Source organism: Prevotella sp. E13-27 (assembly GCF_023217965.1).
In the GTDB taxonomy this organism is placed as follows: domain Bacteria; phylum Bacteroidota; class Bacteroidia; order Bacteroidales; family Bacteroidaceae; genus Prevotella.
In genome coordinates this window covers 631,862-649,135 of the sequence record NZ_JALPSC010000001.1, presented here as the reverse complement: position 1 = coordinate 649,135, position 17,274 = coordinate 631,862, and the positions used below count along the sequence as shown (strand labels likewise).

Annotated in this window: 8 protein-coding genes; 2 read left to right on the top strand and 6 right to left on the bottom strand. The window is 46.9% G+C overall.

Features of this window, described 5'->3' with window-relative positions; all coding sequences use genetic code 11:
• Window positions 1–4: 4 nt before the first annotated feature.
• The 6 genes from M1L52_RS02775 to M1L52_RS02750 are packed head-to-tail and all read right to left on the bottom strand — an operon-like array spanning window position 5 to window position 13,896.
• On the bottom strand, window positions 5–3,136 hold the full coding sequence (locus M1L52_RS02775) for a SusC/RagA family TonB-linked outer membrane protein (RefSeq protein WP_248613284.1): 3,132 nt from the start codon (window positions 3,134–3,136) through the stop codon (window positions 5–7).
• A gap of 29 nt (window positions 3,137–3,165) precedes the next feature.
• Entirely contained in the window at window positions 3,166–4,884 is a 1,719-nt protein-coding gene (locus M1L52_RS02770) for a fasciclin domain-containing protein (protein WP_248613283.1), read from the bottom strand.
• A gap of 36 nt (window positions 4,885–4,920) precedes the next feature.
• Window positions 4,921–6,657 carry a DUF5108 domain-containing protein gene (locus M1L52_RS02765; protein ID WP_248613282.1) on the bottom strand — a complete coding sequence of 579 codons (1,737 nt, stop codon included), beginning with the start codon at window positions 6,655–6,657 and terminating at the stop codon, window positions 4,921–4,923.
• Window positions 6,658–6,679: 22 nt separating this feature from the next.
• Window positions 6,680–8,260: a RagB/SusD family nutrient uptake outer membrane protein gene (locus tag M1L52_RS02760; protein ID WP_248613281.1), complete on the bottom strand. Its 1,581-nt coding sequence runs from the start codon at window positions 8,258–8,260 to the stop codon at window positions 6,680–6,682.
• Window positions 8,261–8,273: 13 nt separating this feature from the next.
• A complete protein-coding gene (locus tag M1L52_RS02755) occupies window positions 8,274–11,552 on the bottom strand; it encodes a SusC/RagA family TonB-linked outer membrane protein (protein ID WP_248613280.1) in 3,279 nt (1,092 codons plus the stop codon).
• Window positions 11,553–11,607: 55 nt separating this feature from the next.
• Window positions 11,608–13,896, bottom strand: a complete 2,289-nt coding sequence (locus M1L52_RS02750) for a fasciclin (protein WP_248613279.1) — start codon at window positions 13,894–13,896, stop codon at window positions 11,608–11,610.
• A gap of 217 nt (window positions 13,897–14,113) precedes the next feature.
• Between M1L52_RS02750 and sufB the strand changes: the two genes are divergently transcribed.
• Window positions 14,114–15,622: a Fe-S cluster assembly protein SufB gene (gene sufB / locus M1L52_RS02745; protein ID WP_248613278.1), complete on the top strand. Its 1,509-nt coding sequence runs from the start codon at window positions 14,114–14,116 to the stop codon at window positions 15,620–15,622.
• Between the two features lie 451 nt (window positions 15,623–16,073).
• Complete coding sequence (locus M1L52_RS02740; protein ID WP_248613277.1) at window positions 16,074–16,892, top strand: KilA-N domain-containing protein; 819 nt, start codon at window positions 16,074–16,076, stop codon at window positions 16,890–16,892.
• Window positions 16,893–17,274: the final 382 nt, after the last annotated feature.

The following is a 17,274-nucleotide window of genomic DNA, read 5'->3' as shown; positions in this document are numbered from 1 at the left end:
TGTTTTAGAACTTCAGATTAACACCGACCTTGACAGCGCGAGGAGCAGTTGCCTTAGCATAGTCAACACCTTGCATCATCGGACTGTAAGAATAGGAGAACTCAGGATCGAGACCCAGATACTTTGTGAATGTAATCAGATTCTGACCTGTGATAAAGGCTGTACCTCCTTGAATGAAATTCCACAAGGGCTTCTGCCATGTGTAGCTGAAGGTCACGTCGCGGAGCTTCAGATATGATGCGTCCTCAATCCAACGGTCACTGAATGCATTGTTGCCCACACGGTCGTTGTACTGCACTCGTGGCATGTCAGTCTGCTGACCTTCCATGAGCCAGCGGCGATTGACGGACTTAGCCTGGTTGGCAAAGCTGTTTCCCGACTCTGTGATGCGGCGCACAGCATTGTAAGCATCGTTACCCACACTGTAGGCAAACGTCATGTCGAGTGCAAACTGCTTGTATTCAAAGCGGGTGAAGAATGAACCATAGAAATCTGGAGTGGCAGAGCCAATCACCTCGCGGTCCTGATTGTCAATGATGCCATCGCCAGTCTTGTCATAGAAATGAACATCACCGGCAACAAATTTCTCACCGTTAGCTGTCAAGTTGGCTTTCTCGGCCTCAGTTGTGGTGGTTAATATGCCCATTGATTTCAGTCCGTAGAAAGCGTAGGGGTCCTCGCCCACGCGAGTGATAACCTGTGCATCATCGTCTAAGGTGTTGACAATCTCACCAAGCGAGCCTAATGATACAACGCGGTTACGCAATGTGGTCAGGTTTCCACCAACCATCCATCTGAAGTCCTTCATGTAAATGGGGGCGAATGCTACAGACAGTTCTATGCCTTGTGACTCAAACTTGCCTTCGTTGCTGTAATAAGTGTTGGAGCCCAGTAGGACAGAACGTGTGCCTGCCACCAATACATTAGAAGACTGGATGTTGTAATAGCCTATGCCAAGAGACAAACGGTTGCGGAGCAATGAAGTCTCTAAGCCAATGTTGACTGTGCGGTCTTTCTCGGCTTCCAATGCGTTGTTGGGCACATTGCCTCTCACCAGTCCGGAGATGTTCTGGAAAGGATAGGAGGTGTAATAATATTTGCCTAACTTTGACGAGAAGCGGCTGTTTCCTGACAGTGTGTAGTTAGCATAGACATTCAGCTTCTCAAGCCATTCTATCTGGTTGAAAAGTGGCACCTGTTTAGCCATGAACACAGCATCTATAGCAGGATAGAACGACAGACGGGTGGCATCCTTGCCAATGCTTGAAGCTCCGTCGAGTGAAGCTGTGAGTCCCACCTTTACGGTGTTGTTATAGGTCCAGTCGGCATGAGCATAGCCATTGGCCCAGTTCCACTTGTTGTTATAACCTGAGAAATATTTACCTAATGACTGTGCATCACCAAGAGTCTGGTAGAAGTCGTTGTTTGAGTTGCGTCCGAATCCTGCGTCATACTCGTATGAAGTGGTAAGCACCTGCCATCCGGCATTGAAATTGAACTTATGCAGCTCATCGAAATTCAGCTTGTAGCCGCCATTCAGATGATAGTACATATTAAATGTGTGGTTGGTACCTACGCGAACGGTATTGTCTGACTGACCGTACTGGTCGTAGGTGGGCACAATGTCCAGATTGTCTTTACCTGGAATAAATGTCTCTTCCTGATTGTAGTTGTAATACATGCCAACAATGCCGTTGATGGTAAGGTTGCGCATGGGGGTATAGATGAGATGTATCTTCGTGTTCATGTCATACTGGCGGTTCTTGCCCATCATGGTGTTGACCAGTGAGACAGGGTTGGACACACGGAAGTTCTCATTGGTGATGGCACCCAGATTATAATCAGCATATTTGCCGGTCAGGTTGCCATAAAGGTCACTCCAATAGGGGCTGAGCAGGGGCGCACGGCGATAGGCAGCCAACAGAGGATTGGTCTCCAGGCTTAGTCCTTGCTCCTGATACTTGCCTTTGAGATAGGCAGTATTGATGTTTGCACGTATCTCAAATTGCTTGCTCACCAATACTGAGGCGTTTATCTGTGCATTGTAGCGATCGCTATAGGTATCCTTTAGGGTTCCTTCGTCGCTCATATAGCCCAATGAGATGTTGTACTTTGCAATGTTATCACCACCCTCCACGCGGAACAAGTAGTCCATTGATGTGCTGTTGCGGTAGATCTCGTCCTGCCAGTTGGTGTCATACTGATAGAGATACCATTTGTTGGCCTTCGGGTCACTGAGGAAGTTAAAGTCACTGAAGAAGGCTTCCATGTTGGGATAGTAGGTAAGGCCAATATCGCTGAGGTAGTTCTTGTATTCAGTAGAGTTCATCAGCGGTATTCGCTTACTGTTCCAGTTGGTACCGGCAATAGCAGAGAACGATATACGTGTGTCCATATTAGTACTGCTTGCTTGGTCGGTCTCAATCATTATGACGCCGTTGCTACCCATAGAACCGTATGTGGCAGCCTCAGCACCTTTTAGAACGGTGATGTTGCGTATGTCCTGATTGTTGAGCGACTGGAACAGTGAGCGTGAGTAGCCTCCGACAATCTGGCTGAGATTTGCATCGGGTATGTAAGGTACCCCGTTGATAACGATGAGTGGCGCATTGTCTGCTACCAGTGAGCGTATGCCGCGCAGTTGCATGTATGCTCCCTCACCCGTCATGCCGCTCTTGTTGGTAACCAACAGTCCGGTCATTTCTCCTTTCAGTGCATTGTCAATAGACAGCGAGCCTAAAGCAAAGTCCTTGCGGTTGATATTTTGCATGCTGTTAGCAGCCGGGTCGCCTTGCTTTGTGGCAAAAGGTGTAACGCTTGTTTCGTTATAGCGGCTACGATCGCTCTCAATCATATATACACGAAGATTCTTCGCAGAGTTGTCGAGGATATATATACTGCGCTGGAAGAAACCGTCGTGCCAGACGGTAAGCGCATTACCTTCTTTTATGCCTTCGATGGTGAAACTACCATCGGCAGCTGAGCGTACTGTCTCGCAACCTGGGCTGGAGATGATCGCTTCAGCAATGGGTTCGTTGGCTGATGTGACAATATAGCCGCTGAGTTTCTGTGCATGTGTGCCTGTGACAATGCTTATGGGCAATGCCAAGGTCAAAAGCAGTTTCTTGATATTCATATTCATAGATATGCTGGTAGTTGAAAGGTTCATTTTGTGTTCTCAATGGGGCGCAGACACCAGTGATGGAGCCTGATAAAGGTTTGTCCTTCCCAGTCGTTGCTGCTGATACGTATGACAATCTTTACACCGGAGTTGTCGCCATTAACATCGGGGATAATAATCTCGTCGAATATCTTACCACCGTCGGTGTCGTAGTAGCTTGCCTTGCTGTTACCACCCATTTCGCGAACGTATGATGCATCATAGCCCTCAGGGAAACATCTCGGCAGTGTGGAGCCACGATCGTAGTGATAGTCAGTGTTTCCACCCACTTTTCGTGAAACCTTTGCGATTTCAGTGCCGTTTGCGAAGACGGTTATAGTAAGGGCTGAGAATGTTACGGCTTGGGTGAATCCCATACCCATGCGGTATGTGCCAGGTGGGATGAGATATGGCGTTATGTTGCCATCTGCATCTTTTTTCACTGGGGTGAAGTCCAACTGGAATCCTTCACTGTCGTTGAGGCCTGATGGCTTGTCGTATTGAAGGACACGGTTTTCGTGCATAGGCCATACACCAGCCCATGGTGTCCATGCTACAACTTCTGTGCTGCAATTCTTAAAGGTAAGGTTTGTTCCCTTGAAGTATTCGTCTTTCTGCTCTGCGGTACAGTACTCGTAATGGTGGAAGTAGTCCTTCAGGCGATAGACGAGCACACCCAATGGGAAACGCAGTTTCTTAACATTGTAAACAATACCATTTGATAGCGCTATGGGGTTGTTGGCATCTACTTGCTGCAGGTCGGTGCGCCAAACGGTGTTATAGATACTCTTGAGCTCATTCTCTTCTGTGGTCTGAATCTCCTCGCCAGTGTATTTCTTAGAGAAGAATGATGTCTTCAACAGCCAGTCCTTGATGAGACTGTCGCTGCGTTCCAATTGCCATTTACCAAGACGCTCGTGGGCATCGTTCATGGCATCGTTGATGACATCGTTAGAGAAGAGCAGCATGGTTGCAGTGAGCGACTCTGAGTTCATGTCGAATTTAACATTGTCGAAGAATTCATTCGTGTAGATCCATACTGTGTCATAGACCGTGTTTCCTTCATTGTTCACACCAATAGCCTTACTGTTAGTGCGATCGAAGACTTTACCTCCGGATGCTAAGATCATGTCGCGGAAGATAGAGTAGTCATCGGGCAATGACTCGATATAGTCGCGCAGTGAGGTTGGGGTCTTAATCATATCGGAAATGATGTAGATATATCCGTTTGTTGTCTTCACCACTTCTTTGATGGCAGCGTTGTTGAACATGATATGATCAACAATATTGCCTTCATGTCCCAAGGAGTCGATGCTCACGTCAACATACTTTCCGTGCCACATCATCAGACGAGTGCCGTCCTTAAGGTTGGCAGGAGAGATAGATATGTCACTGATGTGTGAACGTGTGATGAACTTGATGCTGTCTGTTGACGGCTGTTTAAAGTCGTTGTTGGCCACCACGAGGAGTGTGCTGAACTGACCTTTCTCCTGAAGCTCCTTGTAGATGCCTTGAGCCTCAAACAGCTGGTTCATCTGGGAGAGATCCTCGCGACTGTGCATGTATTGGTCGCTGGTCTGGTTTACAATCTTCAACTCCTTGTTGTTTATCTGACTGTCTGTATTGGAGTAGTGATCGTTGTCCTCCAGCTCGGAGCAAGATACCAATGCGATACTTGCTACCAGTAATGCGGTCGATAATCTTGATATGATGTTTGTCTTCATAATATTTCGTTTTATTCAAACATTAATGCTCTGTTATCAATCTTCAATAGGGATGAAGCGTATGCAGTCGAATTGCAGACTGAAGCTTTTGTTAGTGCTGGCAGCCGGGTCGAGAACAACGAAACTGAACTTGTGTGACGCTGTCTCCTCGAATTCAATCTCATCGTAGAGTACGCTGGTATAAACACCGGGCAGTGGTTTGGGCACCTTGGTGTAAGGTGCTGAGAAAATGGTATGTTCCTGTTTCTCGTCGAATGTTATTTTCAGCAATCCACCGTTACCGTCGCTCATGGTGCGCATGAAGTTATGGTTTGCCATGTAGGATAGAGTCAGCTCTACGCGGTACTTGCCACGTACAATGGTAGGAGTCTTCATGCTGACCTTACCCATATAGCCAACGTTGAATACAATGCGGTCGTAGTTGTTCGCATCAGCCATGTTGCTCTTACAGGTGACATAGTCAATCTCACTATAAGAGGAATTATTTGTGCCAGATTCTCCTACCTCATATTCGAAGCAGGCAGCGTTGGCTACTCGGGTGCGCTTCTCAGACGACGTGGGCTCTGATGGTTGATAATCCTCAGCAGGAACAATATTCTTTATTTCCGGATAGTCAGCCAAATCCCAGAGGACTGCGGTCTGCTTAGGTTCCCATACTGGCATCCAGTTGTCAATCTCATGCACATAGCCGTTCTTCGACAGGATGTTTGACTTTTCTGGAACGAAGCGAGCTGCTTCCGAAGAAGCATTCAACTTGTATTTCTCTGCTACTACGTCGGTTAGCGTGTCGGTAGTTACTGTGAATACCTGGTTGTTTGCCGATGAACTCCATATACGTGTTGTCTCAGAACCCTGAATGGCTCCCAGATCGTCTGTTGAGTACTGATTCTGAAGAATATGATAGCCCACATATTCGCGAAGCAGCGAGTCCTCGGAAAGAGCTCTGCTGTCATTGCTCTTCAGCTTCGAGCGCAACTGGTCTAATGAACTGATACCAGCTTTGCTGAAAACAGCATCGGTAACATTCAGTACTGTATAATAATAATGTGTAATAACTTTCTGGCGTTCTACAATAGTGGTATCTACCACGGTGCTGAGCTTCTTGGCCCATCCTGTGGCGCGCAGGGCTTCGACCATGATAGTTGACTGCCCGGCATCTGAAATACGGTCAAAAACGGTCTCTACCAATGGCGTCATGGCCTTAGAAAGTACATAAATCTTTCCATTGAATGCACTAAGTCCCATTTCAATGATACGGCCTTCGTCGTTCAGAAGTATCTGTCCTGCCTGGGTGGAGTCGATTTTTATTGAAATCACATCGTTGCTCAGATTCTGCACAGTTTTCTTCATGATAAACTGGTCTGGCAGGATAGAGTCCTTTACCGTGTGATAGAGAACGAACTGGCGTACATATTCTGGAGTGAGGTCCGTCAGACTGTTCGCACCGCGACGCTGATAAAACTCCTTCATGGCGTTGTCGTTAGGCACAAAGGCTGTGAAACTGACGCCTGAGGACGACTGGTTAAGCGCGTTGAACATGTTTGAATAATTCAGCGCAGCTACATACTCGCTAAAGCCTTCCTGTTCGGTAAGGAATGTCGAGATAGGCGATTTCAGCTCATTGACATACTTCTGATCCTTGAAAGGGTCAGTGTTGATGTCGAATACATCCTTGTCGCAGGCAGTGAGAAAAGAAACTGCCATTAGGACGAAAGCACAGGTACATCCTGTCAGTCCTTTTGCGATGATTTTCTTTATGCTATTGGTAATCATAATTATCTGTTTTTTGTCTCAATTACTTCGTTGTTCCATAATATGGGTTCTGCACCAACAGCGTGTTGTGCTCAATGTCTGCCTGTGGAATAGGCATGTACCATGCGTTTGCGTCTTGCAAAACAGAGAATATCCACTGCTGATTAGTGGTCACGTTTCCTTCAATAACTTTATTGATGAATTGCGTCTTGTATTTGTTTCCGGCAATTCGTCCGAACCACAACAGGTCGTACCAGCGCTTGCCTTCTGCCATGAACTCCATCTCTTTCTGATCAAGAATTTCCTCCAGCAGAGTCAGCTCGTCAAGTTGTGAAATCAGAGCGTCAGCATCTGAAGCTGTGATGTCGATATTCTTGAAGTCGGCAAGACCGGCACGGTTGCGAATCTTATTGATGAGGCTGATTGCTTCCTTCCATGAACTTTCTCCTTTCATGGTCAGTGCCTGTGCCTTCATCATCATGATTTCAGCCACACGATAGATAATGAAGTTGGCATCCTGGTGTTGACGTGCACCACCGGAGATGTCTGCCACGTCTGTACCATAATATTTCCAGATGTAATACTGGTTGGCAGTTGCCCAAGCTGCAGTTGATCCATTATCAGGCACGTAGGTTCCGAGAAGCATGCGTCCCATGCGTCCGTCTTCCGTTACACCTTTGTTCTTTAATTCCTGTGTCTCCTGTTTCATCTTCTCAGTGGCCTGTGGCGTGGGACGAAGGGTGGGGGAGCCTGTCGGCGTGAACAGTGATGCAAAGTTGTTACTCTCCTGATAGCTGTTATAGTCCCAGTTCAGCTCGAATATACTCTCATTGGAGTTGCCAGGATAGAACATGGTAAACCAGTCGTTCGACTTCTTTATGAATGCCGGACGGAAATTGTCGGTGGCATTGAGTATCATGTCACAATACTGGATACACTGGTCGTAGTCCTCGCTCCACAGACAAGCATCGGCCATCAGAGCATAGAGTGCCCATTTCGTGACACGGCCCTTAGTCTGCCAATCCTCTTCATATGTGCCTTTGGCAGACCCTTTACTTAATATGGTCTTAATGTCTTCTTTTATACGTGCGATAATCTCCAGTTCACTAGATTTTGCCAAGTCGAATGAAGCGTGGTCGTTGACGTATGCCTGAAGTACGAGGGGCACCTCCTTGAAGTTCTTCACTAACAGGAGATAGCAGTAATCGCGTATGAAATAAGCTTCTGCCAGGTGCGAGTTACGCATAGCGTCGTAATAGGTGTTATCGTTTACACCAGGCGCATACATGATGACTGAGTTGGCAAGGCCTATGATCTTGTAGATGGTTGACCAGTCGCAGAGTGAATGGCTGGCAGTCATGTTGAAGTCCTGTAGCTTAGCTTCACTTGCTCCCAGTGTATAGATGGTGCCACCTCGCAGCTCACCCCATTTGATTATGGTTGGTGTGCTTTGTCTCATATAATAGTAGCTGGAGGCGATAACAGCTTCCACATCCTCTTTCGACTTCCAGTAGTTGTCGGTCACCTGCTCGTTGTTGGGCAGGACATCGAGCCAGTCATTGCAGGAGGAAAGACCGCAGATTACGCAGATTGCGCAGATGATTTTGATATATTTCTGTTTCATAATCATTAGTTCTTTAGAAGTCGAGGTTAATACCAAATGCGAAACGCTTAGAGACAGGTGTCGTCGCGTTGTCCTTTACCAAAGATGTTGGTGATGGCATCTTCACCTCAGGATCCTGTCCCTTATAGCTTGTCCATGTGAGGAGGTCATATCCTGTAGCGAAGACGTTCAGTCGTGTGATACCTATTTTCTTGAGCCATGCCTTTGGCAGGTTATAACTCAGTGAGAGAGTCTTCAGACGGATGAATGATGCGTCCTCCACGAAACGGTCTGAGCCCAGATAGTTGTAGCCCATGCCATAGAGAGCGCGTGGAATGTCGGTCTGGTCGCCTTCCGAGCGCCAGCGGTGCAGAACTGCTGTTGACTGGTTGCCCTTTCCGCGCATGTTCTCCAGTGAGATGCGTGCACCGTTGATGACCTTTTGTCCGTAGCGTCCGTAGAAGAATGTTGTCAGTGTCAGCTGCTTCCAGCGTATCTGGAAACCACCACCACCGAAGAACTTCGGGTTGGCATTGCCTAGATATACGATATCATTCTCGTTGATTACACCGTCGTGGTTGATGTCTTCGTAGCGTGCATCACCAGGATATACTTGCTCAGTACCATTCTTCATGGTAATGGTCTTGCCCTGCCAGTCGGTCATCACGTTTCCGTTGGCATCGCGGGCGTATGTCTCTTCCGTGTTCTGATAAACGCCAAGGTAGCGATAGCCATAGAACGAGCCTACTGGGGCGTTCTCCACTATGCGGAGCGCATAGTTTCCGTTGCCGAAGGTGTAGTTGTCAAACACCCATGTAGATGGCAGCTCTTTAACCTTGTTCACGTTACGGCTCACGTTGGCATTGACGGAGACTGTCCATGTCTTGTTACGGTATATCTCGTAGTCCATGCGGAACTCGACACCTCTGTTCGACATCTTTCCGCTGTTTATGTACTTGACAGATGAGTAACCTGTTGATGCAGGCACTTTGGTGTCTTTAAGCAGCATGTCTCTTGTCTCCTTGTCATAATAGTCGAAGGTGAAGTTCAACTTGTCAAACAGACGCAGGTCGATACCGAAGTCTGTCTCACGCGTTGTCTCCCATTTCAGGTTGTCCAGTTGCATGCGGTCTGGCACGATGGCCGCCATGTTCATGTATTGTCCAAGACTCTTGTATGCACCAAGATAGATGCTGGCACCTGAAGGTGATGAGCCGCTCAATCCGTAGCCTATACGAAGCTTGGCGGTGTTGAGCCATTTCTTTATGCTTTCGCTCCAGAAGTGCTCTTGTTCAGCGTTCCATGCCAAGCCGAAGGCAGGGAAGGTGCCCCAGCGCTTATCTTTACCCATGGTAGAGTTACCCTCTCGGTTCACTGTTGCACGTACCACGTAACGGTTGTCGAAAGAATAGACGGCCTGTCCGATAAACATAATGCTGCGGCGTTCAGAGTTGCCTGAACCTGAAGATGCCACCACACTGCCAACTACGGGGTCGCTCAGGTTTGGCGAGGCGTTGCCGTAGGTACTGCTGCTGTAGCTGAAGCTCTGGCTGTCAGCAGTCTTCACCAGGGCAGTGGCAATCAACTTGTGATATTTGCCGAATGTGTTGTTGTAGATAAGCTTGTTCTCTGTCTGCAAAGAGAAAGCATCGCTGGTAGCATCCGTTGAACGGTTGGCATTGCTGCTGGTCCACAGCACACCCGTTGCCTCCTGAGGAAGGAACTTCTTGTTCTTCGTGGTGCTCATGTTCATGGATACCCAGCCTTCATATCTTAGCTTGAATGGGAATTCATAGTCCAGCTTAATGGTCATCTTCTCCTGGCGCTGTGTGGTCTTGCTGTAGCCTTCTTTGACCAGTGCCACAGGGTTGTAGTTGCTGGAGTAGCCACCCTGGAAGTCCTCTTCTGGAGTGAAATAGACACCTGTTGACTGCTTTGTCACATCATCAATCCAGTATGGACTCAGGTTAGGCATCTTGTTCATTGCCATAGAGCGGGCGTTATCCAGCACGTTGGCGTCCTTGTTAGTGTTGGAGAATGAGAAATCGGTATGTACGCGCAGGCGATCACTGAAGCTGTATGTAATCTTCATGCCGGCGCTCAAACGCTGAACACCTGTACCTATTGTCGTACCCTGCTCGTCGTAGTAGCCGAGGTTCAGCTTGTAAACAGCTTTCTCGCCACCACCAGTCATAGAGAAGTTGTTGTCTGTGATGATGGCATCCTGCTTAACTTCTTCCAGCCAGTCGGTATCTACATTGTACTCGTCGTAATAACGGAAGTTCGGGTCGTAGTTCAGCTCTGCATTGTTGAACAGCATGTTCATCTCGTTGCTTGCGCTGCTAACGCCCTTCGCGTTGGCTGCATTCCAGATAGAGTTCTGCATCAAGGCCACATACTGTGGACCATTGAGCAGAGGAATGCTCTCTGGCTCTTTCTTCACTGTGAACTTGCTGGAGAATGAGAACTTGGTCTTACCCATTGTTCCCTTCTTAGTGTTGATGAGCAGCACACCATTAGCACCTTTCGTACCGTAGATGGCAGTGGCCGATGCGTCTTTCATCACCTCAATGCTTTCGATATTGGCAGGGGCGATGTTCAGAAGTGCGCCGAAATCTTCCTCGTTGGCAGTGGCGAAGTTGAAGTCATCGCTGATGTCAATGTCCTGTGGCACGCCGTCGATGACGATGAGCGGCTCGTTGCTTGCACTCAGTGAGCTGGTACCGCGGATGCGTATGCTGCTACGTGCACCAGGGTCGCCTCCCAGGTTGATGTCCAAACCGGCAATCTGACCTTGAAGTGCCTCTTCTACTGAGGTGACAGGCGACGTCTCCACGATTTCCGTCATGTCGAGTCTCTGTACTGAAGAGGTCTGCTCCATACGGGATATTCCCATACCGTCGCGTCCGCCTTTCTGTCCGGTGACAGTCACTTCTTTCAGCATGGCCTGGTTCTCAAGTGTGAAGTTCAGCACTTTCTGGCCTGTATATTTCACAGTTTGAGTCTTCATGCCGATATATGAAACCTTCAGTCTCAGATTGTTTGCATCTTTGGGCACTTGTAGGTTATAGTTGCCATTAAAGTCGGTCACAGTACCTTTTACATGACGGTTCTGATTGTTCACCAGCACCACGTTGGCACCAATGATAGGCTCTTTCGTGTTACCTATAAGCTCGGTGACGGTACCGGTAATGGTTTGTGCCGAAATGGAAGTGAAGAGTGAAGAGTTAAGAATGAAGAATGCCGTGCATATCACAAGCTTCCACATCCTTGACTTCATACTATTCGTGTAAAAAAATATGTTATAGTTCATAGTCATTTCCTGTTTAAATTTAAGCTGTAGCAAATTATTTGTTTTTCACTTTTCACTATTCACTTAAAAGGATTCCATTTATTAGTTGCATGCAACCATCGCTGAAGGCGAAAGGCAATGCAAAATACTTGTCAATGGCATAGACTTGCGTACCATTCTCCATTCCAATGCTGATGGTGGTGCCATGATCTTGCAACTCTACATTATTACCACTGAGAGCAAGGTACTTGCCTTTGAAAGCTGATCCTGGATAAGGATAGCTTGTGACAGTGTTTGTCAATGACGATACGAAATAGTTGCGAAGGTAGTTGGCAAGCAATGTCTTGTTGGTGCTTGTGATAGAGCCTGAGAGTGTATAGTCTCCAGCTACCTTCAGACCGCTGCAGCCAGGTATATTGCTGATGTTCTGCTTTATGGCTTCGTTGGTAGGAACAAAGGCCACACAGCGCTCACCTTCAGTGAAGATGCTTGACATCTTTCCCTGATTTACGATGCCTGCTTTCTGTAGCAGTTGTGAGAAGAGATAGTATTCGTAGTTCTTGTCGTTGCCTACTGCCAGCAGGTGCTCAAGTCCGTCGCCTGTCTGTTCACTGAAGAGCTGTTTGTTCTCGTAAGTGTAGGCGCGTCCATTGTCCCATGGCTTTCCGTTGATGGTCACCTCTTTGAATCCCACGAAAGGTGTTCCTGTGTATGAAGGATTCAGCTGCTCGTTGAACAGGGCGTTGGTGGTAATCTTACCATCGTGAACGAACCAGTAGTTAAAGGCGGTGTTTGTCTCTACTACCTGTGTACCTGTTGTTTTCAGCTCGTTCAGGTTGGTGGCAGTGTGAATGTTGATGATATTGCGTGCCTGACTCTGTCCAATGTTGGCGTAACCACCGTCAGTCTCATTGAAGACTTCCAGATTCTTGCCTTGTGATGTGACGTTAATACGCATCTCTGGTTCGTTCTGATTGTACTGCAGGTTGCTGGGCACCAATACCACAAATTCAGACTTGTTGGATGCCAATGAAAGGATAAGGTCGCTCTTGTCAAGAGTGTAGAGGAAGCACTGATATGTAGTGTCCTTGAAAGCAGGACCTACCACTGACGAGAAGATGGCGGGCGCCTTCATGTCGTTCATACCATATACCACACCATTCTCACAGAACAGGCGGTCGCTCACGTCATTCGGATTAATGTTGATGGGTGTGCCGAACGAAGTCTCTACCAGACCCTTTGTTATTTCTTCAGGGAATACAGGCTCCGTGCTCTCTGCAAACGACTGCATGATGAAATAGCGCATGATCATCGGATCCAGGTCGTCCAGTGACAGATATCCGCCTTCTGCTGTCCAATAGTTCTTGAAGAAATTGTTGATAGCAAGGTTCGACGGCGCAAAAATGTTATATGCAGCACGCTCCAGCGTCTCCATCCTGCGATAGTCGGTTACCGGCCATTCACAGGCAATACTGGGCAGTACGCCGTGAGTAAGCGTGTAAACCACCTTTCCCACCTTGTCGCTGGTCTCAGTAGCAGCTTCCGTAAACTCGGCATACTTGTCGTATAGACTGATATAGTCTGAATAGTTGGGGTTGCCCTTCAGAGTCTGATAGATTGTCTCCAAGGGACGTATCACCTGATTGATGTGATACAGATAGCCATTGTCGGTAACTACTGCGTTTGCGTCCTTCACGCTTGCGTTGGCAACCTGGAATCCGTCATTCTGCACAGACCATTGGCTCTGCGGGAAGAAATACTCATAGTTCTCCTTGGCGCTAATGCCTTTCGACGCAAAGAACTTGTTTGAAAGAACGGGAAGGAATCGCTCGTAGTGATAAACGGTGACAAGCGTGTCAACGCCATTGAGCTTTCCGCGCATGTCTTCCATATCGTCCTGACTGCGTGTGCGGTGCTTGTACCACAGACCGGCATTGGCCTCTTTCTGTTCTGCAGAAGCTCCATCGCCTTCTGAAGGACGATAGTTCACCAGATTGTTCCAGTCGTAGGCGTAGTACATCAGGTGGAAACCTACTGTCTTTTTCAACGCCTGTGGAGCTTTCTCGTTCATGTCCTCTACTGATGCGTAGCCCTGCTCCTGCAAGAACTTCTGCCATGCATCATCATCGGGCGCCATGATTGTAAGGATACTCTGTCCGTTGACGATGGGCTTGTAATCGGTTAGCTCTACGGCTTTCAGGAACATTTTGTGATTACCGTCGCCTTCCAGAACCTGCCAGGCATTTCCCCTCAGCCACGAGGGTGCTGAATAATGATCGTCATCAGCAATATCCTGACAAGAAAGCATAAAGAGACTAGTCAGCAGTAGCCAACCAGTGATTAATAGTGATGTTTTCCTTGTCATATTGGAATGATCAGTTTTAATTGTTAGTCTTTTTTAGGTAATGCAAAGTTAAATTGTTTTTTACATAATTTTGTGTAATTATTTAAATCATTATTGAAAAAAGCCAAAAACATGGCATTATAATCATTTTTCAAGGGTTCTGATTGCTTAAAAAAGCTGAAAAAGAAAGATGCTATGCATATTTTTTGTACTTTTGCATCCCCAAAGATTGAGATGAATGGAAGTTAATAAACAGCAAAATAATAATCTTCAACAGGAAGAGGCGCAGCGTGAATCGGGCGATAACGAATTGGTGCGCCGCATTGCTGAACAGAAATACGAGTTCGGCTTTACCACTGATGTACATACAGAGATTATTCCTGTAGGTCTGAACGAGGATGTCGTCAGACTCATATCACAGAAGAAAGGCGAACCTGAATGGATGCTCGACTTCCGTCTTAAGGCTTTCCGCTATTGGAGTGAGCAGTCAGAGCCGAAGTGGGGGCATGTGCATGTGCCAGAGGTTGACTATCAAGCAATTAGCTATTATGCCGACCCTACTGCGAAGAAAGCCAAGAAGGGCGATGAGGCTGGTAAGATAGACCCCGAACTTGAAAAAACTTTCGATAAGCTTGGCATCCCCTTGGAGGAGCGTCTGGCTCTCAGTGGCAATACTGCTGTCGATGCCATCATGGACTCTGTGTCGGTGAAGACAACGTTTAAGAAAGAGCTGGCTGAACGTGGTGTCATCTTCTGCAGCATAGGCGAGGCCATAAAGGAACATCCCGACCTGGTGCGCGAATATCTGGGAAGCGTGGTACCTTACAAGGATAATTTCTTTGCTGCCCTGAACTCCGCTGTATTCTCTGATGGCTCTTTTGTATATATTCCAAAGGGTGTCCACTGTCCCATGGAACTGAGCAGCTATTTCCGCATCAATGCTGCCGGCACAGGTCAGTTTGAGCGTACGCTCATCATTGCCGACGATGACAGCTATGTGTCTTATCTTGAGGGCTGCACCGCTCCTATGCGTGACGAGAACCAGCTCCATGCTGCCATCGTGGAGATTATCGTTAAGGACCGTGCAGAGGTGAAATATTCCACAGTGCAGAACTGGTATCCTGGCGATGAGAATGGAAAGGGTGGTGTGCTGAACCTTGTTACTAAGCGTGGCGATCTGCGCGGTGTCGATTCCAAGCTGTCGTGGACACAGGTGGAGACTGGCTCTGCCATAACATGGAAATACCCCTCATGTATCCTTCGTGGTGACAACAGCGCCGCTGAGTTCTATTCTGTCGCTGTCACCAACAACTATCAGGAGGCTGATACAGGTACGAAGATGATACATATAGGTAAGAACACCAAATCGACCATCATCTCCAAGGGTATCTCCGCTGGACATTCCCAGAACAGCTATCGCGGTTTGGTGCGTGCAGCCTCTTCTGCAGAGAACGCGCGTAACTATTCTTCGTGCGACTCGCTGCTCCTTGGTAGCAACTGCGGTGCCCACACATTCCCTTATATGGATGTCAAGAACCCCACGGCAATCTTTGAGCATGAGGCTACGACATCAAAAATCTCTGAGGATCAGCTCTTCTATTGTAACCAGCGAGGCATCCCTACAGAACAGGCCGTAGGTCTCATCGTCAATGGCTATGCCAAGGATGTGCTCAATAAACTTCCCATGGAGTTTGCCGTTGAGGCTCGCAAACTCCTTAGCGTGACTTTAGAGGGTACCGTCGGATAGCCTTGACTGTAGTTCTCTGACTTTAGACTACAGACTTTAGACTGAAGACTATAGACTTTAGACTGAAGACTATAGACTTTAGACTGAAGACTATAGACTTTAGACTGAAGACTATAGACTTTAGACTGAAGATTATAGATTTTAGATTAAATGTGGTTCTGCCTATTTTGTAATGTGGCATAGGCAGTCCTGTAATCCAATACTGACAAAGCTGAAAACCAAACTCGTCGAGTTTGGTGACCAAAGTCGACGAGTTTGGTCACCAAAGTCGTCGACTTTGTAAGATGGTACAGTCAGGACTGTATCACATTTCCGTTTATGCAATGTTACAGTTCAGTCTAAACAATTCATTAATTCAATGCATTTTCGGATGGGATTGTTTACCTTTTGTTCTTTTGTCTCATGATTTTATGCTACCTTTGCACATATAATTTATATTAGAGACTATCCTATGGCAAAGAAGAATGAGATTATCGTTAAAGATGTAGCTATCAAGACTATGTCAAAAGATGGTATAGATTACATTAGCATCACAGACATCGCCAGGCAGAAAAACGCCACAGACCCCAACGGAGTTATAGCGAACTGGATGCGTAACCGCAATACCGTGGAATTTCTTGGTATATGGGAGACTCTTCACAACCCAAATTTTAACCCCCTCGAATTCGAGGGGTTTAGAAAAGAGGCTGGTTTGAATGCTTTCACGCTTTCGCCTACTCGTTGGATTGAAGCCACCAATGCTATTGGGATTGTTTCGCAAGCGGGACGCTATGGAGGAACTTTTGCCCAAACTGATATAGCCTTCGAGTTTGCATCATGGATTTCCGTTGAGTTCCGCCTTTACCTTGTCATGGAGTTCCAACGCCTAAAAGCCAAGGAACAGGAATTATTGGGATGGACTGCCAAGAGAGAACTATCCAAAATCAACTACCGCATCCATACTGATGCCATCAAGAGTCATCTGGTACCCGAAGAAGTCACCTCAGCACAGGCCAGTATCATCTATGCAGAAGAGGCAGACGTGCTAAATGTGGCTATGTTCGGGATGACCGCCAAGCAATGGCGAGAGGCAAATCCCGATTTGAAAGGCAATATTCGCGACTATGCCACCATCAATGAATTGATATGTCTGTCGAATATGGAGAATATCAATGCTGTGCTTATCAATGATGGTGTTCCACAAGGAGAAAGGCTTGTAAAACTGAACCAGATTGCTATCCAGCAAATGCAGGTCTTGGAGGGGAATAGTAATAGGAATCTTCTTAAGTAACCCTTTCTCAAATAGGAAATTCACAATTGCATGATAGTTCATCTATCGTGCGTGGCTTCTGATTACTCGTTGCTGTATCTAAAAAAGGTGACCCGCCAGCAGATCTACGGGATGCCGACGGGTTCTGTTATCGTTTGATTCGGACTATCTTATCCGAGAATCTTCTTCATTCCTGTGCAAATATAATGTATTTTTGAATTTCACAAGATTTCGATTAGTTTTTTATCAAGACAGTTTTTTGTAGATTGACTTTTAGAGTTAGTGGGTAACTCATTACACTTAGTGGGTAACTGCAAAGTAATTAGTAGGAAAGTCTAAAATGGTTGACTTTTAATGGTCTGACGTGTCATTTTTACGTAAAATCTTTTAATAAACAAACGTC